The 23,967-nt window shown below is 64.3% G+C and carries 14 protein-coding genes; 9 read left to right on the top strand and 5 right to left on the bottom strand.

Annotation, left to right across the window (positions count from 1 at the left end; genetic code table 11):
• Positions 1 to 351 precede the first annotated feature (351 nt).
• From A3ES_RS53715 to A3ES_RS0102690, 6 genes are all read left to right on the top strand, one after another.
• The gene (locus A3ES_RS53715; protein WP_157630288.1) at positions 352 to 1,059 is read left to right on the top strand and encodes a hypothetical protein; all 708 of its coding nucleotides are present in this window, start codon (positions 352 to 354) and stop codon (positions 1,057 to 1,059) included.
• A gap of 194 nt (positions 1,060 to 1,253) precedes the next feature.
• Positions 1,254 to 3,680: a DNA topoisomerase gene (locus tag A3ES_RS0102710; protein WP_020385234.1), complete on the top strand. Its 2,427-nt coding sequence runs from the start codon at positions 1,254 to 1,256 to the stop codon at positions 3,678 to 3,680.
• Positions 3,681 to 3,712: 32 nt separating this feature from the next.
• Positions 3,713 to 4,597, top strand: coding sequence for a hypothetical protein (locus tag A3ES_RS0102705; protein WP_020385233.1), 885 nt, complete (start codon positions 3,713 to 3,715; stop codon positions 4,595 to 4,597).
• A gap of 48 nt (positions 4,598 to 4,645) precedes the next feature.
• The gene (locus A3ES_RS0102700) at positions 4,646 to 5,527 is read left to right on the top strand and encodes a hypothetical protein (RefSeq protein ID WP_020385232.1); all 882 of its coding nucleotides are present in this window, start codon (positions 4,646 to 4,648) and stop codon (positions 5,525 to 5,527) included.
• A 47-nt stretch (positions 5,528 to 5,574) separates the two neighbouring features.
• A complete protein-coding gene (locus A3ES_RS50940; protein WP_020385231.1) occupies positions 5,575 to 7,893 on the top strand; it encodes a hypothetical protein in 2,319 nt (772 codons plus the stop codon).
• A complete protein-coding gene (locus A3ES_RS0102690; RefSeq protein WP_157630287.1) occupies positions 7,890 to 11,171 on the top strand; it encodes a hypothetical protein in 3,282 nt (1,093 codons plus the stop codon). The genes A3ES_RS50940 and A3ES_RS0102690 overlap by 4 nt, the downstream gene beginning before the upstream one ends.
• Before the next feature lie 71 nt (positions 11,172 to 11,242).
• Here A3ES_RS0102690 and A3ES_RS0102685 read toward each other — a convergent pair whose 3' ends face one another.
• A complete protein-coding gene (locus tag A3ES_RS0102685; RefSeq protein WP_020385230.1) occupies positions 11,243 to 11,644 on the bottom strand; it encodes a hypothetical protein in 402 nt (133 codons plus the stop codon).
• A gap of 1,064 nt (positions 11,645 to 12,708) precedes the next feature.
• Positions 12,709 to 13,599: a DUF2726 domain-containing protein gene (locus tag A3ES_RS0102675; RefSeq protein WP_157630286.1), complete on the bottom strand. Its 891-nt coding sequence runs from the start codon at positions 13,597 to 13,599 to the stop codon at positions 12,709 to 12,711.
• 255 nt (positions 13,600 to 13,854) lie between these two features.
• Between A3ES_RS0102675 and A3ES_RS0102670 the strand changes: the two genes are divergently transcribed.
• From A3ES_RS0102670 to cutA, 3 genes are all read left to right on the top strand, one after another.
• Positions 13,855 to 14,106, top strand: coding sequence for a hypothetical protein (locus A3ES_RS0102670; protein ID WP_020385227.1), 252 nt, complete (start codon positions 13,855 to 13,857; stop codon positions 14,104 to 14,106).
• Between the two features lie 313 nt (positions 14,107 to 14,419).
• A complete protein-coding gene (locus A3ES_RS53710) occupies positions 14,420 to 14,698 on the top strand; it encodes a hypothetical protein (RefSeq protein WP_157630285.1) in 279 nt (92 codons plus the stop codon).
• A 118-nt stretch (positions 14,699 to 14,816) separates the two neighbouring features.
• Complete coding sequence (gene cutA / locus A3ES_RS46005) at positions 14,817 to 15,152, top strand: divalent cation tolerance protein CutA (RefSeq protein ID WP_020385225.1); 336 nt, start codon at positions 14,817 to 14,819, stop codon at positions 15,150 to 15,152.
• 7 nt (positions 15,153 to 15,159) lie between these two features.
• Here cutA and A3ES_RS53705 read toward each other — a convergent pair whose 3' ends face one another.
• The 3 genes from A3ES_RS53705 to A3ES_RS0102645 all read right to left on the bottom strand — a co-directional run bounded on the left by A3ES_RS53705 (position 15,160) and on the right by A3ES_RS0102645 (position 23,813).
• On the bottom strand, positions 15,160 to 15,534 hold the full coding sequence (locus tag A3ES_RS53705; RefSeq protein ID WP_020385224.1) for a hypothetical protein: 375 nt from the start codon (positions 15,532 to 15,534) through the stop codon (positions 15,160 to 15,162).
• A gap of 224 nt (positions 15,535 to 15,758) precedes the next feature.
• On the bottom strand, positions 15,759 to 17,036 hold the full coding sequence (locus A3ES_RS50935; RefSeq protein WP_083933148.1) for a PIN domain-containing protein: 1,278 nt from the start codon (positions 17,034 to 17,036) through the stop codon (positions 15,759 to 15,761).
• A 165-nt stretch (positions 17,037 to 17,201) separates the two neighbouring features.
• Positions 17,202 to 23,813: an ATP-binding protein gene (locus tag A3ES_RS0102645; RefSeq protein ID WP_020385222.1), complete on the bottom strand. Its 6,612-nt coding sequence runs from the start codon at positions 23,811 to 23,813 to the stop codon at positions 17,202 to 17,204.
• Positions 23,814 to 23,967 lie beyond the last annotated feature (154 nt).

The raw sequence follows: 23,967 nt of genomic DNA, 5'->3' as shown, positions 1-23,967 counted from the left end.
GGAACCCCTCCGCCGGCCGAGGGAGCCGGATACGACGAGCCGACCTTCGACGTTGCCGAACCACCGATTGAAGATGCCACTCATGTTGGGCAGGCAGCCGGCCCCCCGGCGTCCGAGCCGGTGCCCGACAAGCCCACCCCCGAGAGAGCGGCGCACGATGGGCTTGAGGCAGTGGGCGCGGGAAGTCCGACGAACCACGGCGGTAGCCCGCGCCGCAGCAGCTCGTCGGGCGGCGGTACATCGGCGCCCCTACCGGACCCACAGCAACCAGCCGCGACGTCTCCCCGATCGGATGGCACAGATACGAGTGGTCCACGGCCAGAGATCAGAGCACCTCAGGAGCTCGATGCGGTGCTGGACGCCGAGGACGAGCGGAACCTCGATCACCTGACCGTGTCCGCGGTGTCAGCGCACCGCAAGACCGACCAGCAGGACGCGATCCAGGCGGCAACCGGGACAAGGGGCTGCGGCAGCGGTACTGCCGAATCCCTGCCGGAGTCAGGTTTCCGGATCATCGGTCTGGCGAGCCAGCCCATGGTGCGGAACCTTCCTCGCCCGCTCGTGGATGCGCTGCGCCTGCAGCTTCGCTCCGCGGCCATACGCGAGCGACGTGTCAGCGACAAGGTGGCCGAGGCGTTCAGCCGGCGGCTGAGCCAGGGTGCTCTGGTGACGGCATTCTTGCTGGCCCAGCTGGACGTGCGCATGGAAGCGGACCCGGCGACGCAAGCGGCCGTCGAGCTGTTCCGCTCACAGGACCCGTTGCTCGGTTCGATTGCCAGGCGCATCGATACCCTCGAGCAACTGGAGCACGAGCGCACCGCCCAGCTGGAGCGTCTGCACGCGATGGCGACAGCCATTCAGCGGACCAGCGCTGTCATCGAGCAATCGGTGGCGTACTCGATCGCCGATCGCACCGTGAACTTCCTGCGCGGTTCGCACAACATCCATGACGCGCCGATCACGCACCAGGACGCGATCTATATTCGCGACAGAGCCCGGGATGAGACGCGGAAACGCAGCAAGTTCGAGGACGACCGGGACGGAAGGCCAATCCGGTGAGCACGGAGCCGCGGCCGGCCGGCAGCACGAGATCAGCATCCGGCGCATGGAAGCTCCGACCGCAGTAGTCGCGACCGATCCACGTCCTCACCTCAACACTCGAACCATCCAGATAGTCATTCAATAGACTATTGAATGACTATCAGGATAGGCTGCTCAGTGTCCGCGATGGCGACATCTGAGGTGGAGTCGATATGACTGTGGGGATCCTGACCGAGAAGCCGTCGGCCGCGCGCCACTTCGCAGCGGCGCTGGGAGGCAAGAGCGGCAGTTACAACGGCGAGCGGTTCGTCATCGCCCACGCGCGTGGGCACCTATATGAGTTCGTCGACCCGCACCAGATGGTGTCCGATCCCGCTCTGGCAGGCAGGTATCACCAGTGGGACCTGGCGAATCTTCCGTGGAATCCGCGCGACCTCACCTGGGATTTGGAGCTCATGAAGGGCGCCGCCAAGGTGGCGCAGGAGGTGAAGCAGACGCTGGCCGGCTGCGACGAGATCGTGATCGCGACCGATGTGGACCCGACGGGTGAGGGCGGCATGATTGCCGTGAATGCGTTCCTTGAGCTGGGGCTGCGGCCGAAGTCGTGGTCGCGCATGTATTTCACCGACGAGGCACCGGTGTCGCTGCAGAAGGCGTTCTCGTCGCGTAAGACGATCGCTTCGCTGCAGCACTTCGACGAGTACGCCAAGGCGATCTACCGCTCCAAGTTCGACTTCCTGTCGATGCAGTGGACCCGTTGCGCAACCAGCATCGCGCGCTCCCGCGGCCGGGACACGGTGCTGCGGCAGGGCCGGCTGAAGTCCGCGATGGTCAAGCTGGTCGGGGACCAGCTGAAGGCGTACGGCGACTACGTCAGGCAGCCGTTCTTCCAGAACCGCTTCCGCGACGAGAACGACGTCATGTACACGAACCCGAACGAGCCGCGATTCGGGCAGAAGGCTCAGGTGCCGCAGCGGTACTCGGCATCGCCGGTCGTGCTCGGCGCCACGGTGACGAAGCAGACCGCGCCGCCGCGGCTGCTCGACCTCGCGGCGCTGTCGTCGATGCTGGTGGGCAAGGGTGTGAAGGCCAAGCTCGTACTCGAGACGTACCAGAAGATGTACGAGGCACAGGTCGTCAGCTACCCGCGCACCGAGGACAAAACGATCACCCCGGAGCAGTTCAACGAGCTCGCGCCGCTCGCCGACAGCATCGCCGCGGTCACCGGTGTCGACATTGCTCTTTTGACGCACCGCAAGCCACGCCGAACGCACGTCAAACCGCAAGGCGCGCACGGTGCGAACCGGCCGGGACCGAAGGTGCCTGCGTCGCTGGACGACGTCGCGCAGCGGTTCGGCCAGACCGGCCGCCTCATCTACGAGACCCTGGCCAAGAATTACCTGGCCATGCTGGCCGAGGACTACGTCTACGAGCAGCAGAAGGGCCACGTGCAGCGCTACCCGGAGTTCGTCGGGATCGCGAACGTTCCCAAGAGCGCTGGCTGGAAGGCTGTGTTCGATCCGGACTCCGGTGACAATCCTGCAGACAACTCCGCTACGGCAGACCCGGTGGCGACTGAGACCAGCAAAGGACTCGGCCGCAGCGCCGAGCCGTTCGTCTTCGAAGGTGCGAACAAGCGCCCCGAGCACCCGAGCATGAAGTGGCTCATGAAGCAGCTCGAGAAGCGCGACGTCGGCACAGGCGCGACGCGGACCTCGACCTACAGCGAGGTGACTTCTACGAGCGTGAAGTACCCACTGCTCGTGGAGCGCGGCCGCAAGCTCACCCTCGCCGACGCGGGCCAGTTGAGCTGGCTACTGCTGCCCGGCACACGGATCGGCAGCCTGGATCTCACAGAGAAGATCTATGCCGACATGCGCGACATCGCCGCCGGAGCCGCGACCGCCGAGGAACGCCTCGCCGTCGTCGCGGACTGGGTGCGGGAGGACATCGCGCAGATGGAGAAGAACGCCGCGGCAATCGAGGCAAAAGTCGGTCCGCAAGGCACCGCAGGCACGCACAAGGAGCGTGCGGCTGGTATCTGGGTGAAGACCGGCCAGTCAGTGACATTTGCCCGTGCGTGGGGTGGCCACCGTTTCAGCGACCAGGAAGTACAGCAGTTGCTGGCCGCCGAGACAATCGAGTTCGAGGCCAGGAGCCAGCAGGGCAAGGCCTACGACGTGTTCGGCGAGCTGGCCGAACAGACGTTCAAAGGCAACAAGTTTGTCGGCTTCAGCAAGCTCGGCCTCGGCCGCCGCGACGCCAGCGGCGCTGCCCAGCCACCCAAGGAGTGGTGCTCCCACGTGTTCACACCCGCCGAGCTAAAACAGCTCGCGGCCGGTGGATCGGTCGAGGCAGGCGACTTCCTCAGCAAGCAGGGCAACGCCTTCCAGTGCAAGGTCTGGTTCAAGGAAGACAAGCCCGGCGAAGGCAAGAAGATCGTCCCCGACTTCGACACCTCGCTCCCGCCGACGAGTTGGTGCCAGCACGTCTTCACCGACGACGAGCGCACCGCGCTGGCCAGCGGGACGAGCATCCATGTGAAGGGCCTGACCTCGGCCAGAGGCAGGAAGTTCGACGCGGACCTCACCTGGAAGAACGAGGACGGCAGGAAAAGGATCGTGCCGGCCTTCGCATGAACTCCGCGGCAGCAACGGAAAGGACTTCCTTGATGACCACCGTTCATCCTTCGAGGGCTGTAGCCCCTGCGCAGCTGGCATCGGACCCGGTCCTGGGCGGACTCGTCGGGCTGATCGGCGACGCGCACGGCGACGCCTGCTTTCTGCGAGGAGCCGCGGCGATTCTGGCTCAGCGCGGGTGCACTTCGCTGGTACAGCTCGGCAACTTCGGGCTGATCTGGAGCGGCACCCGCGCCGAGTCACGCGCCCTCGACGAGCTCAACAGCTTCCTCGCCAAGGTGGGGCTCCGGCTCTACGTGGTGCTCGGCAGCCTCGAGAACTACGACCTGATCGACGCTCTCCCCCGCGACGCCAACGGCACTGCTCAGATCTTCTCCCATATCGATCTGTTGCCCCGCTCCGGCGTGATCCTCGCAGGCAACGGCGGCCTCGCCGATCCCGTCCACGCGATCGGCTGGCTGTCGGGAGCAGCCAGCCTCGACCGCAGCCTGCGTGTCCCGGGCAGGAACTGGTGGCCCGCGGAGCTCACGACTGATGCGCAGGCGCAGGGACTGTTGTCGTCGCCGATCGGTCCTGACGTCGTGCTCGCGCATGAGGCTCTGGCCACTCCGGGGCTGCTCGCCTACCTGGGCGACGGCGCGGGCTGGGACCCGAGCGACCTGACGTACGCGCGGACAGCGCAGCGCGAACACACCGAACGCGTGCTCTCGGTGCTCGACCCGGGCAAGGAAACGCTCACCGTCAGCGGCCGCTATCACCTGCGCCACTCCGAGCGCACGATCCTTCGGCGCGGAACGGCAGACGGTGCGACTCAGCCGGTCCCTATCCGCCAGGAAATCCTCGACCGCGAGCGGACACCCGGATGCTTCGCGGTCCTCGATCTGCGCGGTCCCGTCCCCCTCCTCGAGGCACCGTGACAGCCGAGGACTCCCTGGCCCGATGACCCGGCAGTAAGGACAGCAACTATGGCCCGCCACTCCTACAAGATCCCAGCACCACTGAACAGGTCCTTCCTCGACCACGAGATCTCGTTCAGCGTCGGCGGCTGGCAAGTCCCGCCGTCTCCCATGAAGCAGATCCTGTTCCTGGGCGGCGGCGTCCTCGTCACCCTGTGGGCGGCAACGACAACGTTCATCAAGTCGGCCGGCCCGGCGCTCATCGTGCTGTTCGTCGTCTGGTCGCTCATCACCGTGTTCTACCTCGGCGGCCTGACCAGGACCAGAGAACTGCGCTTCATGACCGTGCCGGCACTGCTGGCCTACCTGCCGAGAAAGGCCCGGCTGGTGCTCACGCGGCGCAGTGCTGATCCAAGCGGCTTCTACTCGATCGTCGGTGTCGACGACGTGACCGAAAACGGCGCGATCAGCTTCTCCGACGGCAGCCTCGGCCAGCTATACCTCGTCGTCGGTTCGGCGAGCTACCTGCTGTTCGACGAGGACCAGACCTCGATCCTGGATCGCGTCGATTCGTTCTGGAGGAAAGTGCCGACCAGTTGCGAGCACATCTTCATCACCACGAAAGAGCCGCAGCGGATCTACCACCAGGTGGCCAATCTCGAACGCCGCAACCAGGCGCTCCAGGTACGGGATCCGGATCTCCTGGAGCTGCAGAACGAGCAGTACGACATCCTCACCGGCCATGTGGGTGGCAAGTTCACCTCCATCCATCAATACGTCCTGCTCAAGGGCAAGAGCGTCGACGCGCTGCGCCAAGGACACCTGGTCCTGCAGGCCGAGGTTGAGGGTTCCTCTCTCATGATCAAGGAGGTCACGATGCTCGGCCGCGACGAGTCCCATCAGATGCTCCGGATCCTCTACCAGGGCACCACCGACAGCCTCCTGGGCTGACCCGACAGCACCACGACCCCTGCACATACGCAGGAGAAAACGAGACGATGGCACTGCTCACCAAGCTTCGAACCTCACTCGGGACCCCGAACAAGGATGAAGCGCGTCCCGAGCTCACCGACGAATTCTCGTCCGACGCGCCGGCAACTGCCGTATCCATGGCGAGCGGCCAGGATCCGGCCGGCGGAATCGCCGATCAAACAGTCTCGGAGGCCAGGCTCGGCTGGTGGCGGCGCCGCCAGGAGGCGAAGCGTCTCGAGGGCGAGTTCGAGTCGTACCCACACCTGCTCGCGCTGAAGCCCAAGGAGAAGTACCTCTTCCGGTCGGATTACTTCCAGGTCGACGCCTCGGTCGGCTGCGTCCTGGCGTTCTTCCACGACATGGCCGCCCACGACAGCTTCGGCCCGTTCTGGGGCATCGGGCGCATCCCCGATGGCCTCGACGAACGGGTGACCGCTGTCGTACTCGAACAGGTCGCACGGATGACCGACAAGTGGATCGACCAGTACACGAAGCAGTCCGAGAAGCTCGACAACCTGGAGGCGGGCGAGCTGGCCGACGGTGGTACGACGTCCTCGAAGCTCAAGGCGAGGAAGGTCGCCGGCGACCTCGAGGCCACGATCAGCGAGATCCAAAACGGGGCGGCATACCTGTCGGTGCAGAACAGGCTGCTGCTCAAAGCCCCAGACCTGGCAATCCTGGAAGACAGCATCGATCGGATCTCGCGGCTCTACATCGACCGTTTCGGGACGCTCCAGGCCGCGGCCTACGCTGGCGAGCAGCGCCAGGAGCTGTCAGGGCTGCTGAAGAAGAACGACAAGAAGCGCGGCCGCGGATTCCACTTCACCTCCACGGAGTTCGCCGGTTCGTACTCGCTCGTCACGAACGGCCTCAACGACCGCAGCGGCGAGTACGTCGGCTACATGGTCGGCGACGTAAACAACTCCGCGGTGCTCTTCGATTCCAACGGCTACGACCACCACGTAGTCATCGCCGACGGTGCGACCTCGGACTATCTGGACCGCGCACAGATCTCCGACCTGTGGTGCTCGAAGCTCTCGCAGTCGTGCCTGCTGAACAACGGGCACGTGGTGCACCTGGTGCTCGACGGCGCGGAACTAGACACGCTGGGGCCACGCTTCGACGCCTTGACGTCTCGCGTCGACCTGAACACAGGTGACGTGAACATGTTCGAGATGTTCGGTGAAGAGGCCGACGAACTGCCGGTCTTCGCGGCACAGATGCAGAAGCTCGCGCTGATGTTCGAGCAGCTTTACGAATCTGCCGATGGCGGAGTCGGGTCGATCATCCGCAACGAACTGGAGAAGACAGCGACACAGTTCTACGTCGACCAGCGCATGTGGGTACGAAATGCCAAAGCCCAGCGGCATCGCCTGCGCGTCGTGGGCATTCCACACGAGCAGGTGCCGCGCCTACAGATGTTTGTCTCCTACCTGGACACCGAGCACAAGGCCCTGCTGAACTCCGACAAGAACGACCCCGACCAACTGCGCGCGTACAACGTACTCAAGAGCGTCGCGAAGAACCTGCTCGACAACAACGGTGACCTGTTCAACAACCACACAGCCGCCGCGGTCGACGGTATCCGAGACGCCAAGCGCGTAATCTACGACTTCTCGAAGCTCCTGCGTCGCGGCCGGGGCGTCGCGATGGCGCAGCTCGTCAACATCGTCGGCTTCGCGGTCGGAAAACTCGAGCGCGGCGATACGGTCGTCATCCACGGCGCGGAGAACATCGACGACCGCGTCACGGCGTACATCGAGATGCAGCTCGAGCAGCTCTACCAGCGCGGCGGCAGGGTCGTGTTCAGCTACAACGACATCGACAAGATGCTCGCCTGCGTGAAGTTCAACAAATTCGACGCCGCCGACTACACGATCTTCGGCTCGATGCGGGACAAAACCGTGGCCGACTACCAGGAACTGCTGCACCAGCGAATCCCACCCGACCTGGCCCAGCTCATCACCCGCAAGGGCGAGAACCTGAGCTACCTGCGGCGTGGAGTCTCCAACGTCGTGTTCCACCTCGACCTGGCGCTGGGCATCAATCCGAACCGCGAGAAGCAACGCCGCACGATGCAGCGCGCCGCGCGACAAGCCACGGACGCCGCCAGATTCGACGCCGTCATGACCGACCCACCGGTCCCGGGCGCCAACATCACCCAAGCAGGCGGCGGCAACGGCTCGGGAAAGGACACGACAATCCCGAAGGACGGTGCGGTGCCAGCGCGGCTGCGGAAGAAGTTCCTCGGTGCCGGATCGCAGCCGAGAACCCATCCCGGCGATCCGGGGTTCCAGAAAACGCAGACCTCGATGACGAGACAACCAGACCGGAGAGCGCCATGACTCGACACAGCACGCCGACGATATCCGTCATGTGGCTGCGTGGACGAGTCATCGCAGCCGCCGACGCGCGGCCGTCCTGGATGCGGACCGTCGCAGGCGGGCTGCTCGCGGCTCTGCTCGCGTTGCTCATCGTGCTCGCGGTAGCGCCGCTGGCGCAGGCCGACGACCCGAGCAACAAGGATCAGAAGGACTACAGCCTCTACCACCTCGCCTCGAACGCAAGCGTGTACTTCAGTGAGAAGAGCGCCCCTGAGAACGGCGGTAAAGGAGTAGGCAACTCCTGGAAGACTGTTGTCGCCAACCCTGCCCAGGCCGGCTCGATGCTCGGTTACGCCGACGACGACGGCTTCGTGAAATGGCTGTTCTCAACGATCTCGGGCTCGTCACAGACGATCAAGTACGACGCGCTCGACAGCGCACAAGCCTCCGGCATGAAGGACTACGCCCACTTCGGAGCAGCCGCACACGACCTCGGCTTCGACGCCATGATGTCGTCCGCGGGTTTCGACCCGATGATCCACGCGGTTGGCGGCTCGCTGATCTGGCTGGTCTACGCGCTGGCCATGGGGGTCTCGTTGCTGTTCTGGATCTTCATCCAGATCCTGAAGCTCCTGAACCCCTTCCTCTGGTTCCATGACGGCATCGCGGCAGTGTCCCCGACCTACAAGACATGGGCCGACGGCATGGTGACCACATCGTCGGGCGTCAACACGACACCGGAAGCCCTCTCGGGCCTGTCGAGCTTCGTGTCCCAGTGGTACGGCGCGCTCGTGTCGCTGTCGTGGGGAGTGCTGGTGCCGCTCTTTATCGGCTTCCTGCTGCTCGGGTTGGTCTTCTTCAAGAAGATGGAGCGCGGCAGCGCCATCAAGAAGGTTGCCGTACGCATCGTCTTCATCGGCGTCGGGCTTCCTCTCATCGGCGGGATGTACACCTCGATCCTCAACCAGTTCGACGACTCGCTGCTCTCACAGAGCTCGGGCCCAACGAAGGTCGTGCTCTCGACCTATGTCGACTTCGACGCATGGATGAACACGAACCGCCTCCAGGTGCCGGCGAACGCCTCGATCACCTGGGACGCAAGCACCGGCCACGCCCAACCTGTCTCGGTGTTCTCGGCCCGGAACTCCGCACTCGCGATCAACGCGCAGACCGGGCAGTTCCCCGGAATCAGCGCTGGCGAGAAGATCAGCGACGCCGGCAGCGCCTGGGCCAACAGCACCCCGCGGCTGAAGGACAACGACACCGACAAGAACGCCGTGTTCGCCACACTGGGCATGCTCGGCCGCTACCTCCAGGGCCAGACGGTGAACGCGTCGGACTTCGAATCGAACATCCAGGGGTCGGTGACCGCGATCGACCCGAAGGATGTGGACTGGGACTTGAAGAAGGACTGGTTCCTCGGCAAGAGCTATAAGGACTCCCAGGACTTCGGCGACGGCAACAAGCCCGTGCCTCCCAACGAACACCCGCTACTCGCGACGAGCGGGTCCGGCCTGACAGCCCGAACCGACGGCGAAAGCACCGAGTTCACCTCGGCCAGTGGCAACACCAAGTGCGGCTTCACGGTCGTCGAGCCGAACACCGACGGTAAACCGGCCGACTGCAACTTGTCCCCGCTCAGCGCCTACAACTACTTGAACACCGAGTTCAACACGGACTCGATGACGATCTTCTCGTCCAACAAGGTGACCTCGGGCTTCACGCGTTCGTTCCACTCGTCGGTGGCTCAGATCGGCAACGGGCCGGCGTCGTTCATGTACTGGGCCAACACCTTCACCCTGCTCAGTTCGATCACACTCATCGGAATCTTCTACGGCGTCGGAATGCTCACCGGTGCGCTGCGCCGGACCTTCGGCACCGTCGCGGCAGTTCCTTTCGCCACTTTGGGCGTGATGGCCGGCATCGCCAAGGTCGTCATCTACTCGATTGCCATGATCCTCGAAGTGCTGGTCACGCTGTTCCTCTACCAGTTCGTCTCGGAGCTCCTGGTCTCGCTTCCACAGATCATCGAGGGCCCGATCGCGAAGCTGGTCAGCAGCAACCCGACCGGCTCAGGCCGCGGTTTCGCGAACATCTTCAGCAACCCGGTGCTCGGCTCGATCGCCGTGGTCGTGATGACGGTCGTGTCGATCATCCTCATCATCGGGGTGACCTTCACCCTGCTGCGGGTACGCAAGACGGTCCTCAAGGCACTCGACGAGGCGGTGACCAAACTGGTCGACAAGTTTCTGGACACGACCACCCCGCCCAGGCAGAGCAACGGCGGCCTGATGCCTGCGATCGCCAACGGCCTGGGCGCGGGGGCAGGCATGGCCGCGGCCTCCGGCATGATGGGCAAACTGGGCGGCAAGCCACCGAAGACAGGTCCTCATAAGCCCACCAACACCGGCCAGCCGGGCAGGGCCACGACAAATGCCGGCGGCACCAACGGTGGCCTGTCGCTAGCAGGCAAGCAGCGGGGCGAGCTTACTGGCGGTGGTCCAGGCGAACTCGAGGGCCGCTCGCCCGGACCGATGCTCCCGCCCGGCGACGGCGGACCCGCAGGCAACCCTGTTGGCCCCAGAGTTCCAGGCGGCCGCGGCGGCCCGGCTTCGGGCCGCGAGTTGCCAGTTGGGGCAGATGTGGCCGGTGCCGGAGGGACCGGAAGCGCCGGTGGAGCTGATGCGCGCAACGGCACCGACGGTGCAGGTAACGGCAGGACCGGTGACAGCCACTCATCCGTGGCTGACACCGGTTCACCGATCGCGACCAGCGACAACAAGCCAGGCACGCGCCCCAATCGCTCACAGAAAGACCGCGACCTCGCCGAAACCGTCACTCACCAAGGCGGCCTGACAGATCTGGGCGTCGGACCACAGAACCGGAACCATCGCAGATCCCCTGGCCAGACGGGTCCATCAACAGCTCAGAAAATCAGCAGGCCCAACGGCAGAAGTAACGACAGCTCGGCGGGCAACGCCCACGGCCAGCCGGACGGCGCTAGCAGGCCCCCGAGCATGCCTCCACAGGGCCCTGGTCCGAGCAACAGCAAAGCAACGACGATGCCCAGCAAGGGCGAGTCGCCGCGCATCCCCCGTCCCACACGCTCACCACATGTCGAGCGCGCACCTAGCTCACCTATGAGCACATCCCCGCAGCAAGTCAGGAAACCGGGCTCAGCTCCCCGTATCCGGGAATCCGCACCCGCACCGCAGCCGGCCCAGCAAGACAAGCCAGCGCGGCCCGCCCCGGAGGTACCGAAGCGCCGGGACAGGAGGAAGGACTCGTCGAGTGAGTAACTGAAGAACCCCTTGGAGCAAAAAGCTCCAAGGGGTTCTTCTTGTTTGGGGCCGCTGCCCTCAGATCGCTATCAGCTACACATTGGCTGGTACGACTGCAGCGCCTTGTCCTTGTCCATCTTGGTGTACTGCTTCCCGTCGATATCGACGGTGTCACCGCTCTTGCTCGTAGTCACTTTGCCGGTGCCCTTGCCGTTCGCCCAGATGACCTGGTCGCCTTCTTTGCTGAGCTCACCGGACGACGTCGGCTCGCTGTCGATGACCGCTTCGCCCTTTCGGGCCTTGTCGCAGCCAAACTCGTAATACGAGACTGAACTCGCTTTGATCACGAGCTGGCCGTCCTTGTCGTAGTACTCGCCGCTCAGACCGTCGGAGCTGCTGCAGCCGGCTAGCACGAGTGCAACAGCCGCTAGAACCGCCGTGCCCGGAACCCTCAGGGCCTGTCTGCGGAGTCGGACGCTCGTTGCGATCATGCTGTCGGCCTCCTCGTGCCTGTTCGGCGCGCGCCCCCGTGGCCCGCTGCTCTGCGATGCCATTGTTTCACAAGCACACTTTCGGGAGCCCACAGCGCGTCGCCACAGGGTCGGAACGAGGTGGTTGTTGCCCGTGCGCGAACCGGCGACGAGAGATGGCACCATGTGGCCCATGCCCTCGAGCCTTGTCCACCACCTGTATGTCCGCGCCGGCGACCTACTCCCCTACTGCGGTGTATCACCGGCTCGAGATCACATCACAGGTGATTTTCACACCGGGCGCAGTCGCGACGACCTGCTGTTGTGCGTAGAGGAGGGGCTCGCGGTCTGCACGATGTGCTTATCGCCTCAGGCGCTGGGAGGCTTCACACCCCTCATCATGGACGAGGAGCAGTGACCGCGGACCAAAACCGTCGGCGCCGTTCTTACGACCATCAACGCCCAACAGCCCAGCCTGCTGACGGCCTGCGACATAACACGGCCTGCTGAACGGCCACCTACTGGCGTTTCGAACCCCTGTTCTATTATGAGTCCATGGGGACGCGAGGTCGCGTTTACACACCTCCAGAGCCGCCGCCGGATAACCGGCAGCGGCACTGCTGGGTTCGCGCGCGCGTCGGCGAGTCCGAGCGGTGGTGCCCTGGATTGATCCACGAGTGGCGCGCGGCCAACGGGGGAGGATGGGCTGCGCGAGTCGTGTACGTGCCTGATCCGAAGCGCACCGAGTCGGTAGAGGCCTGGTTCGCACAGGCACACCTTCGACCAGTTGAATCGCAGCCGCCGAGTCAAGCGAACCGGGCGTTGGCCAGGTATAAGGCGGCAGGCGGAACGCGGTACTAGCATGACCCCCGCAGCTGACTTGCAGCCTCGACGTTGGCACAGCACGGAGCACCGGTCAGCGAGCCCTGGTAGTCCGCGACCCCGGCTCCGTCACCGTCCACGCCTACAGCGCACCCCTCTGGCGCATGGGCCAGTACTCCGTCAAGGACAACGTCCTCCGCCCTACCTCCGTCTTCTATGCCGACGTACTCCGCCCTGGTCGAGTTCGGCGTCGCCTGTCGCCCTCAGGGCTCCGATGACGGCATCGAGCCCCAGCGCATCATCCAGCCCTCTGGAGACCAGGCACGACGAATGTCGCGTCCGAGCCGATCCAGCAGCGCATTGCCCTGCTGGGCGCTGAGCGCGACCGGCTCCCCGGCCTCGTAGCGCTGCATCAGCCAGCCGAGTTCGGCGGTCGCTAGTTCGTCGGCGACCGCGTGAGCCGAGATGCCCTCGATCGCGAACTTGCGGATCGAGACCAGCGAGGAGATGAACTGGCCGTTCGGCAGATCGAGCACACAGCACGCCTCGATCTGTCCGTCGACGTCGCGCCACCACCCCCCGTAGCGCCCGATCACACCGGCAGCGCGCAGGTCGCTGAGCCGCTCTAACGCAGCCTGATCGAGGCCGGTGAATGTCGGACGCCTGGAGTTGCTCGTGTCGATGATCAGGTTGTGCATGAAAGGCTCGTCCCACGGAACCTGCCCAGCTTGCTGGGCCGCGTGGAAAGCCTTGCCGACCTCGTGCATCTCCAAGATGTAGCCGAGCACCCGCCAACGGCCCTCGCGACGGGCGAACTGGCTATCGACCCGCAGCATAGGCAGACCAGCGGCCTGACAAAGCCGATCCTTGATCTTGTCGCACTCCAGCTGCTGCGGATCCGTCCGATGGCGCGCATCGTCGTACTCAATCGCAAGAATCGGCAGGCCGGTTGCGGCGTCGGCGGCTACGAAGTCGAAGTGTGCCGTGAAGGTGAAGTTCCGCTCGCGCCCGGTCAGGCGCATGTCGTCGACGTCGAGGATGTCGCGGAAGCGAGGCTTGAGGAGCAAGCGGTAACCGTTGTCACGCGCGTACTCGTCGAGGACACGGTCAACCTTCGATTCACCGTCGGTGAGGATCCTCCGTAGTCCCGGCACGCTCTGCACGATAGCCGTCCCGGCCGCCGACTGCCGGCTCCAGGACCGCAAGACGGACACGAGGATCAGCGGGTTCATTGGTGGTTGGCACGGCCCAACACAGCCGGGCTCATGTCTCCCCCGTACGCACGCGATCAACTATCTGCTCGGAGATCTCGAGGCCGAGTACATGACGACCCTGCGTACCAAAGGCGGTTTGCAGTCCTACCCCAGTCGACTGAAGACCCGGACACGGTCGACTTCTCCACCGACGCGGTGGGAATCGGCGCCACCGCCGGCGGCTACCGCCTGACGCTGCGCCCCGCCGTCGCTGACGACGCCCCGCTGGTCGGTGTCGGCGCGATCATGCCGGAGGTCATCGCAGCAGCCGACAAGCTCACCGAGCTAGGGATCAATGCCGTCGTGATCTGCTTGATAAGCCCTGATCTGCTTTTCCGATCAGCACAGGGACGCGGCAGCGACATCGCGTCGACCTTGTTCCCAGCAGCTTCCCCGGCCCATTGGTGACGGTCATGGACGGTCACCCGCGCGCGCTCGCCGTCCTGGCCGGCCTGCGCGGCGGCCGCACCCGGACCTCGGCGTCACCGAGTTCGGCCAGTCCTCCGACCTGACAGACGCATACAAGATCCACGGCATCGACCGAGCGGCGATCGTCGATACGGCCCTGACCCTGACCTGCAACTAGCAACGATCACCGTCATCTCGGGCCTGCTCAGCAAAGTGACGATTCGGCGGGTCAAGCCCGAGATACATCAATCTCGACCACGCATCTCCAGGTGAGGCTCGAGTCCGGCCGGGGTTTTCGGGGCATCATGGTCCGATGCCGACAGACACTCCAGACCCCACGGATGACACCGAGGCATACTCCGAGATCGCCGCTATCCTCGGCCGGGGAGGACCCAGGTGGATCCCCGCGGACGAAGCCAACGCGGAAATGGAACGGGTGGTCACCGAGGCCGAGGACGCCCGCGCGTTCCAGGCATGGGACGCCCTCAAGGCCTCCGGGAACGCTGTCGCCATCCCGCACGACGAAGCTCGCCGACGGCTCGGGCTGCGGCCACGCGGCACGGCGCCCGAGCTTGCCGATCATCACGAGTGATCAGTCAGCGATAACGGCACCAGCGCTTATGTCCGGCACAAAGATCGCGGTGGTCCGGGCGGTGCGCGTACGAAAGTAGCGACGCATAGATGGATTTCAACAATAAACAGGAGCGATGATGTCGACGACCTGGCAGGTCTACACGGCGGTAGATACCCGCGATGACGCCGTGAGGTTGGCCCGCCTCGCCGTGCAGGACGGGCTCGCAGCGAGCGGGCAGATTCTGGGACCGGCGACGACGATGATGTGGCGCCAAGGTTCGTATGTCGAGATCGAGGAGTGGCGGCTTACCTTCATCACTATCGAGAACCGACTCGACGGCCTGCACGATCTGCTCTTGGACAAGCACACGCGCGACCAGCCGCAGGTGACGGGCGTGCGAGTTGATTCGATCGCTGCCGATTACGAGACTTCGATCCATCGTGCCATCGATCTGGACTCGCACGGTGAATAGCTCCAGATCAGAACTCGATCCGGAGCGGGCGGGCGTAGTGCGCCAACTGGTCGCATCGACGGACCTTGTCGCCCGTGTTTCCGGTCGTCATCCGGTCCGTGATCTCCTCCAACGAGTCAGTCGCGGGCGCCTCGGGCGAGCTGCGGGCTGGCCGCAGACTCCACGGCTCAACAGCCCTTGGCAAGACACCATGTCCGGTGAGCGCCGTGGCTGGCGAGAGCGCGCCGCCAACGATCCTGCACAACCGGACGGCGACTTTGCCTTCGCCGTGGACTACCGGATTTGCCGGCCCTGTGGACTGGGCTGGGTCGAGCAGCCCTACACACGCGAAGATCTTCAGCGTGGCGGACTCGCGACGGCCGGTCTCATGTCGTTGCGGCAAGAGAATCCTGGGCCGAGTTGGCACACTCTCGGCAGCCATCTGCCCGATTCGCGCCTCTTCTGGGCTGCAGCCGGAGGAGGTGTCCTTGGCGGCTATCAGTCTCGGGACCTCTGCCACCACCTTGATGCCAGCTGAGCTGACCGCATGTTCTGTGGCCCGCGCTGCGGTCCAACGACCCAAGCAGCTCACAGGGGTTAACCGAAGGGACACGCCGGCACCCGACGTCAGGAGCTGCGGGTCTCCGGCTCCTGGTCGTGTTGCGGGGGCTCAGCGAGCGAATCGGCCTGAAACCGCTGCCACATCGGTTCGGCCAGCTCAGCAACCGCGGCCTGCAGGACCTGCGAATCAAGCTCGGCCAGCCCTCGGCTCTGAAGGCGCTGCCGCCAATCCTTGGTAACAACTTCAGTAACTGCCTGGGCTCCCGAACTGAAGTCCACGAGCTGCCAGGCAGCATGGCCTGGGTCGTTAGGAGGCGCCGTCACGCTAATGGCCTCTACACCGTCAGGTCTCCGATATGAGGCGCCAAGGGTTACGAGGCCCCGGATCACGAGCGGCTTGGTGATGCTCGAAGTGGTGAACGGTCCCTCGTAGATCTCGTCGTCACGTGGTGGCACGCCTGAAGCGAAGGTGACCTTGCACAGCATGGTTACGGCGAACTCGGCGATCGCCTGGCCATCAGCGTCGGAGCCTTTCACCTCAAGACTGACGAACGCGGCGGGCGGCACGAAGCCTGTGAGCACTGCGTCGTAGGACGCCAGCGGTAGTGCACAACTCGCAGGATCAACATGAGCACCCAGCGCCTCACCCGCAATCTCACTCAGCACGAGCTCGACGACAGTCTCGTACTCAACCTGCTCCAGCAGGTCTCGCAGGTTGGTGACCGGCTGGCTGAAGTTCTCAGCCGCGGTCGCCAAGACGACGTTGGCGAGCGTATTGGCCAAGAGGACGCGGCCCTGCAGGCCGCGCTCATCGAGATCTTCGATGAGGTGCGGGTGCAACACCGTTATGTCGTTGTCGGTGAAATCTCTGTCGTTACTGACCCACACCACCTTCTCGTGCGGGTGGCGCTGCGCCAGATCCAGGACCGTAAGCCAGTTCAAGGTGTCGCGGTAGCCATCCCCCTTGGCGTCGCACGGACGACGGCGATTGATTGCACGGTCGATGATCTGAAGGTGAGGGATGTCGGCCGGCTGTGCGATCGTTGCCCCCAATTGCTCAAGGGCGAGGCGTAGTTGCTGCTCGTAGCCTTCTTCCGCCTGGGCGAGCCTCGGGAGTGCATCTCTATAGATCCGGTCCTGATGAAACTTCCTCGACCAGCGACGCAGTGCGGCCTGCCCTTCGACAACGGACCGAGCGTGGCCAGCCACTGCTTCGCGAACTATGGCCTCGAGGACGAACACCCGTAGATTCCACCGGGACGGCGCGTGGGCCACAATCTTCCACGCGATGCCGCGGCAAAGGGGATCTGCCATGAGTACGTTGGCGTCTGGTACAACAAGCACTACGACCTCCTGGCGCTACACGCCTTGTACGTAGTCATCATCCTGCACGACGAAGCCCTGAGCAGCTCGGGCCGCTGGCACACGGAACAGCATCCGAGCTGGGCATCGATCATCGCTGATGGGCCGACGACGCAACTCGTCGCGGTATGTGCTCGACGTGCGGACTTAGACTGGCGGCTCTACGTGGGGGACGTCAGCGATGGTCGCCGTAGCGCTCGACTCGACCCGGCCCCGTTGCTTTCGTTGGTCCTCCTCGATCACGCGGTTCACCTTGACGGTGCGTTCGAGATTCGGGAACCTCGTGGTCAGTTCTGACCATCCCTGGTCGCTGAGGATGACTTGCCAGACCTCAGCACAGGTGGCCTTCGCGGGCGGCCGATGGCTGAGCTGTCCTCGAATGCGGAAAACGCTTCGGGCTCGCCAGTCGCCGTCGCCGCCGATCCACTCGAACGTAGTGTCGCTTTTGATCCAACCTAGAGCGTGCGCGGCTGCGGGATGCAGCGCGAGCCAATGGAGGCGCTCGGTGTCAGAGTCATACGAGCTTCCGCGGACGACTAGTTCTTCGTGGGACCAGGTCAGGTCGCGCAGGGCGGGGTAGCCCGTTGCGTCGTAGGCGGTCATTTCTGTGGTAGATGCAGGCTCAGTGGTTAGGAGTGTTGTGGTGGGTCTGCCGTATCGGGTTCGTACACGACGGATTTCCTTGGGGGTCTCCCATGTAAGCCACCGCCACTCGGAGTTCTCGCTGAGTACGTGGTTGCCAGCGAATGTCTCTGCGTAGTGTTCGGCTGCCGGTTGGGCTTCGTCGCACCACTCCTTTGAGGCGTAATCCTTTCCCTCGGGTGAACGCCACGGCAACGGCGTCGTGTAGTCGAGTGGGTGTGGAGTGATCCAGTTCAAGATGTCGTCGAAGAGGACGGCGAACCAAGGGGAGTGCAGCCCGTGGGGCAGGACATGGGCGTCGATCAGTTCTGCTAGGACGCGTGCGCTGGCGCGGCGGCCGATCATGTAGGCCCAGGGTCGATAGAAGTGCCGGTTGCCTCTTCTCGTTAGCCGCTCAGAGTGTGCCTTGTGGCCGCCCTCGGTCCATCGATCGGGTTTGGCTTGTCCCAGTGATGCCGCGCGGTGGTACAGGGTATTGGCCTCGATCCTGACAGCGCCGGCGACGCCGGCGAGTAGTTCGTCGTAGGGAGCGATGACTTGTTGCGGGTTAGTGGTGTCGACGAACGGAACGCCATTTCGGTTGAGGGCAGGCACATCACGTTCGGGTAGTGGCGGCAGTTCGATTCTGTAGAACGCCGGGAGGTCGGCCGTAGCAGCTATCGCAGGTCGAAGTCCGTTGAGACTCAGAGCCTGGGATGCGAGGTGGCGGTTGAGGGCATCATCACTGATAGCTGCCTCTTGGAGGGCGGCTATCAGTGCGGGTGATAGACCTGCAGGGGTGGTCTGGGACGTCGTGGGGTTTGCTGTGGAGGTAGCGGTTTCGGCACTGACCCGGACGAGGACGTGCAGAGCCGCCTCGGCAAACCAACCGCCGGCTGCAACTGATTCCGCGAGAGCCAGCTCAACATCGGTTCGGTGCTGGGTGTAGTTGTGGGCGAGTACTCGGCGGGCCCCGAAGTCGATAATCCTGACCGGGTGGGCGAGGGATTTTGACGTCCAGGTGATGAGTTCAAGTTCGGGCTGGTCCGCGATGTTGGGCTGCAGCCCAGCGAGCTTTTCGTTAGCCGGCGCGAAGACGTCGAGGTAGTCACGGATGTCAGCCCAGCACTGCGCGACCAGGTCCGTCCCCCCGAACAGTTCAGCGAAGCGTCTGAGGTCGCCTGGGAAGAAGTCTCCGGCGATAGCGTTCGACGCAACCAGGCCGGCCAGGTCGCGGGCTGCGAGGTCGACGAGGTCGTCTGTGCTGTCGCGGATCGCGGCCTCGAACAGTTTGAGGCGGCTTCCGCCATCCCAGTTGCGCTTCCAACCGAAGGGGGTGGTTCGGGCAAGGACGTGACTGAGCGCTTCTCGGGCCTCGTCCGTCGCGCCGGCACGTGATGCGATCCCTGCAGCTCGTGCCACGTCGAGGTCGCCCAACTGGATTCGCTGCACCTGCTCCAGGACAGCTAGCGCAAGCGGCCGATGAGCCGCTCCAGTGAACTGCTCGATCGAGCGCGACCAGCGTTGCGCTGTGTCTGCTGCGACGGCGAGATCGTTGTGGGACCGCATCTGGCCTAGGGCTGCGGCGAGCGGCAGGACAGGGCCCTCTTCCGTGATGGTCGCCCCGGCTGGGGGTGGCGGGGTCGTGTCCTCGTCGGCAGTTCGAGGGGTAGAAACCGACCAGAGCAAGCGAGCGCGCGCGAACTGTTCGGTCATTGCCGCCGTGTTCGTGCACCGATCGAGAAGGGTCTCTTCGAGGTCGTCCGGAGTATCTGGCGTGAGCGGCATGAGCAGTTCAGTCAGCAAGGATCCGACCAGCTCCGGGGCGACGTCCGTTCGCCGAGCTGCACCCTGCAGGAGGGCCGTGATCATGTCTTGTTCTTTGATGACGCCGCGGTCACACAAGGTTTCGGCCATGCTGGTGGCAAGTCCAGCGTCGCGCTGAAATACCGCGGCGATAAGGTCACCGGCAGCTTCGCTGACCTGATGGCCTCCTTCGCCAGTCGCTGCGACGAGACGAGAGGCGTAGATGCAGGCGTCTTCCAGGAAAGCGCTCTGGTCGATTCCGGCAATGTCTGCTGTCGCGGTCAGCCAGGATAGCCAGGTCACCAGCTGGCGGTCGTCGTCGTGTTGTCCTGGGCTCCACCCGTCTCGGTGGGCGTGCCCGACTGCTGCTATCGCGTTCGGGTGGTCTGCGATGTCGGCTCGTGCTTTGGCGAACTCGAGCCAGGTGGCGGATCGGGTGTGAGGATCGCCCTCGAGGAGTCCCTCGGCGTTGTCTAGTTCTGTGCGACACCATTCGATGGCTTCGTCGTAGGCGGCCGCGGCGCGGATGATCGCGACGCGTCTGCGTGCAGGCCAGTAGCTTGCTCGCTCAGGGTGCTTCCACGCGGCCTTGAACTTCGCGAGTATCCGGTCGAGGTGCGTCTGGCCTCCACACCGGTACGCCAGCGGCACCAACCCGGCGATTAGCTCGATGCCTGCTTCCGGGATCCGGTACCAGCCCGTCCAATGTCGTGTCGTTGCCTCCGGCACTTCCAAGAGGCGAATAACGGATTCCGCGAATGCCGGAACATCGGGGAGCGCGGCGAGACCCATCGAGGACGCCATTGCCTGTGCTTCGAGCCGGGCGACATCGGTCATTGCCGCAACGAACTTCGTGCGGGCCGGGTCGGTTGCCGAGGCAGGGACCTCGAGGCCGGCTGCAGGGATCGTGTCGTAGATGCCGATCAGGTGATGCAGCTCGCGCATGCGGAGCACGAGTTGAATCGTCCGATAGGTACTCAGACCGTACGAGGAACCGCCAAAGTCCGGCCAGGCTGGTTTGGTTTCAGGTGGCAGGAGCTCACGGAACTCCTCAGCATGCGCCTGGCCGGACAACGCGAGCGCATTGGCTGCGGTGACTCGGAGATTGAGGGACAGGCGGTGCCTCGGAGGAGTTGCCTCCTCGTCGTCTACTTCCGTGTCGTCAGCGTCGAGCGCCGCAGCACCGGCAATAGAGGGATCGCTGTGGTCGGCATCGGCCATGGGGAGGACGTCGACGAGCGGGTCAGCCGAGGCTTGCTCGTCCGGCTGCTCGGTGGCCGTGTTGGCTGCGTCGGCTGTGCTCGAGCCTGACGACTGAGGGTTGACGGGGCTCTCGATCGATAGAAGCAGCCGGACTTGGCGTAGTACTTCGACGGGATCTCCATCTTGGTTCGCCGTGCGAGCGGCGACGACGTGCATACGCGCGCGCCAGTCAAAACCGGACTCGGCGTTGATCCTTTCGGCCAGGCGCGACAACGCTTCGCCGTCGCGGACGCTGTCGGCGAGGTCGAAGCAACGGGCATGAACCGCGTTTCGTGCCGATACAACCGCAGCCCGCGCTTCTCTCGCCAGGCGTGCTTCGTGCTCGGCTTTCCGCCGGTAATCCCCAACCATCGGCCCGGTGCTGCCGGGGTCCGTGGCCTCGGTGGTGTCATCGGTCGTCTCGGCATCGCCTTCATCGGCCGCATCGATCGGGTCACCGGTCTGTCCATCGGACGCCTTCACAAGGGCGTCGCCAACCTGGTCCCCACCGGCACTTACCTGGGCGGAATCTGCGATCGGCTGTCCGGCACTGATGCTGAGGTCGTCATCGTCGTCGCTGGTTCCAGTGCTGTTTGCCTCGATGATCGGTCCAGGGAGCGGAAGAAGGTGGTCCAACTCGTCGAGTACACGGTCGAGTCCTGAGCGGTACCAGGTGACTTCGGCCCAGTCTGCGAGGCTCGGCCTCCATTCGTGCGGGCGCGCGTGGGAACGGCCCAGGTCAGCGGTCAGGCCTTGGAGCCCGCCGGCGGCGCGTACAATCGATTCGGCCGATTCAAGCGAGTTGTCTGCGGCCAGACCGGCAGCGATCTCCAGAGCTGCAGGAGCCCCGATCCGGAGGCTTCTTCCCTGAACAACGTGTTCTACAGCTCGCGCTGGGTCCACATAGCTCATGGTCTTTGCCATCGTGTCGGCGTCGATAACGTAGTCACGTTGGTGCAGTTCGTTGATGAACATGAGTGAGCGGTTCAGGGCTCGGTAGTCGTGAGCTTCTGCTGCGGCTCGAAGAACGACGACGGCCTGGTCACGGACGACTCCGTAGGGTCGGCCCGCGATCAGGCTCCCACGGAGATGCGCAGGTGTGGCGGCGTCGAGGACCTGCTGGAACTGTCCGGCGAGGTAGCGCTGCCCGAGTTCCTCATCTTGGTACTGGGGCCAGTCCGTGCTTGCGGCGCACCGGTCGGCGAGGTGCTCGTGAAGTTGGCGTGACCTCGAGTCGCGAATTTGGCCGCCGACCATCGCGGTCTGGTCGACCAGGAATCGACGGAAGCTGTTGTGGATGAAGGTCCACTCATTGTCTTCGCGGCGGAAGAACGTGTGCGTCAGGTTTGCGAACCGCGTGACTGCGGCGGCTTCGACCCAGGTCTCCAGCCACTCGAGGTCGATTGGGATCCGAAGTCGGCACACTGTTCCGAGGATGGCGAAGACGTCGTCGTCGTCTTCCGCCAGAGACCCGAGGTAGTGGCTATATCGCTGGTCGATGCTACCGCGGTATTCGGCTGCGGCCGTGAGCGTGTGCCCGGCGACGTTACGACGTGCTTCTTCGTCTGGCCCGGTCTCAAGACTGCGTAGATCTTGGATCAGGTAAGTGAGCACCAACGGGTGGCCTTCGCTGACGTCCACCAGATCGCGTATCTGTCCAGGCAACAGCCAGTCGTCCAGTCCGGCCAGATTCGCGATCGACTCGACCTCGTCGTCCGAGAGGGGTGGGACCTCGACGACGCGCGCGCCATCCTGGTCGTCCTTCAAGGCTTCTCGGACCGGCGTGGGCAATATCGAGGTGGTCTGTGAGCCTAGGACGACACATACTCCTGCAGGTAACGCGGCAGGGGGAGGAAGTTCGTCTATTAGGGACCGGGTCGGGTTCTGTTCGCGCGGGATGTGGTCGAGCCCGTCGATGACGATCGTGGTTCGGGTGCCGTCCTTGGCGTAGGCATCGCCGGCTCGCGTGAGCTGGGCGAACAGCACCTCTCGTTGGCCGACGATGTCGGTGCCGAAACCGTCGCGGTAGATACCGGCTTCCTCGAGTGCCAGGGAAAGGTCATGCAGGAAGCTTTGTGCCTCGCCGCGACCACTTAACGGGTCCGGAGCATCTGGAACGAACGCGTAGTACCTGATGAGGCGACCGGTGATGGAGATCTTCTCCACGAGGGTCGACTTTCCGGAGCCTGGCGGTCCGATGATTGCGAGGTATCCGTGCGAGTGGCCGGCTATCGCAGCCTCGAGCGCAGTGCGTGCGGCGCTGTTCGCGGTGTAGGTATCGGGGACAGGGAAGCGATGTGGATTCTGGTAGCGGGTTCGTAAAGACCAGCCGAGTCTGGCCATGAGTTGAAATCGGTTGAGCTGGACGATTTTGGCGGGGTCGACGACGATTTGCTGGAGGGTCGCTGCGAGGTGGTTCTGGTCCTTGATGGCGCGCGGCGGCAGCAGGTCTGAGTGGTCGAGTGGGATGAGGGCCAAATCGAAGTCACGGAGGAAGTCCGCAAACTCGTCCTCAGCCAGCCCGCTGGCGTCCTTGATGGCCAACCACGTGTCCGACCAGGAAGTGACCAGGTCGTGGGAGGCGATCTGTGACCACTCGTCAGTCGGGTTGAGCCGGAGTGCGTCTCGCACTGGGATGAACGACTGCGACAGGAACGCCGCGAAATGCCGGGTGGTGACTAGAGCGGTCGCCAGGGCAGTGCCAGCCGTTGGCTTCGCGATCGAGGGACTGTTGTTCGTGCACAGATGAACCGTCAGGGGTCCGGTCCACTCTTTGCGGATACGCTTCCAGGCGCCCGCGAGCCCTGCGAACAGAGATGGCTTTCCTTTGACGCTGCCGAACAGGTCGCTGAAGTTCAACGTGGTCGGGAACTGTGACCACTTGACCTGCAGCGCGTGCCGGCGCCCTGCCGAAACGAATTGGAAGTCGTCCGCCACACCCGCGCTGGGATCTGCGACGCGTATCCACTCCAGCGTGGGTATATAGCGCTCGACGAGCTTTGCTGCCAGCCCGAACTGGGCGCTGTAGCCAACCAGTGCGTTCCGTTCGCCGTCGCTGGGGATCGGGTCCTTTGATGAGGTGGATGACATGGTGTACGCGCCGTTCGTCTTGAGCAGTTTCGCTCCATCATGCCGGGCTGCGGCGACAAAGTCGGACCGTTCCGATGGAACGGGTTAAGGCAACGGGGTTCGACGCAGAAGTCGAACGACTGCTTCACTCGTTGTGGAGGCACGCCGCAGCCAC

This window comes from Kribbella catacumbae DSM 19601 (genome assembly GCF_000372465.1).
Lineage (GTDB): Bacteria > Actinomycetota > Actinomycetes > Propionibacteriales > Kribbellaceae > Kribbella > Kribbella catacumbae.
Note: the sequence above shows the minus strand (reverse complement) of the source record. Positions and strands in the feature narration are given on the sequence as shown.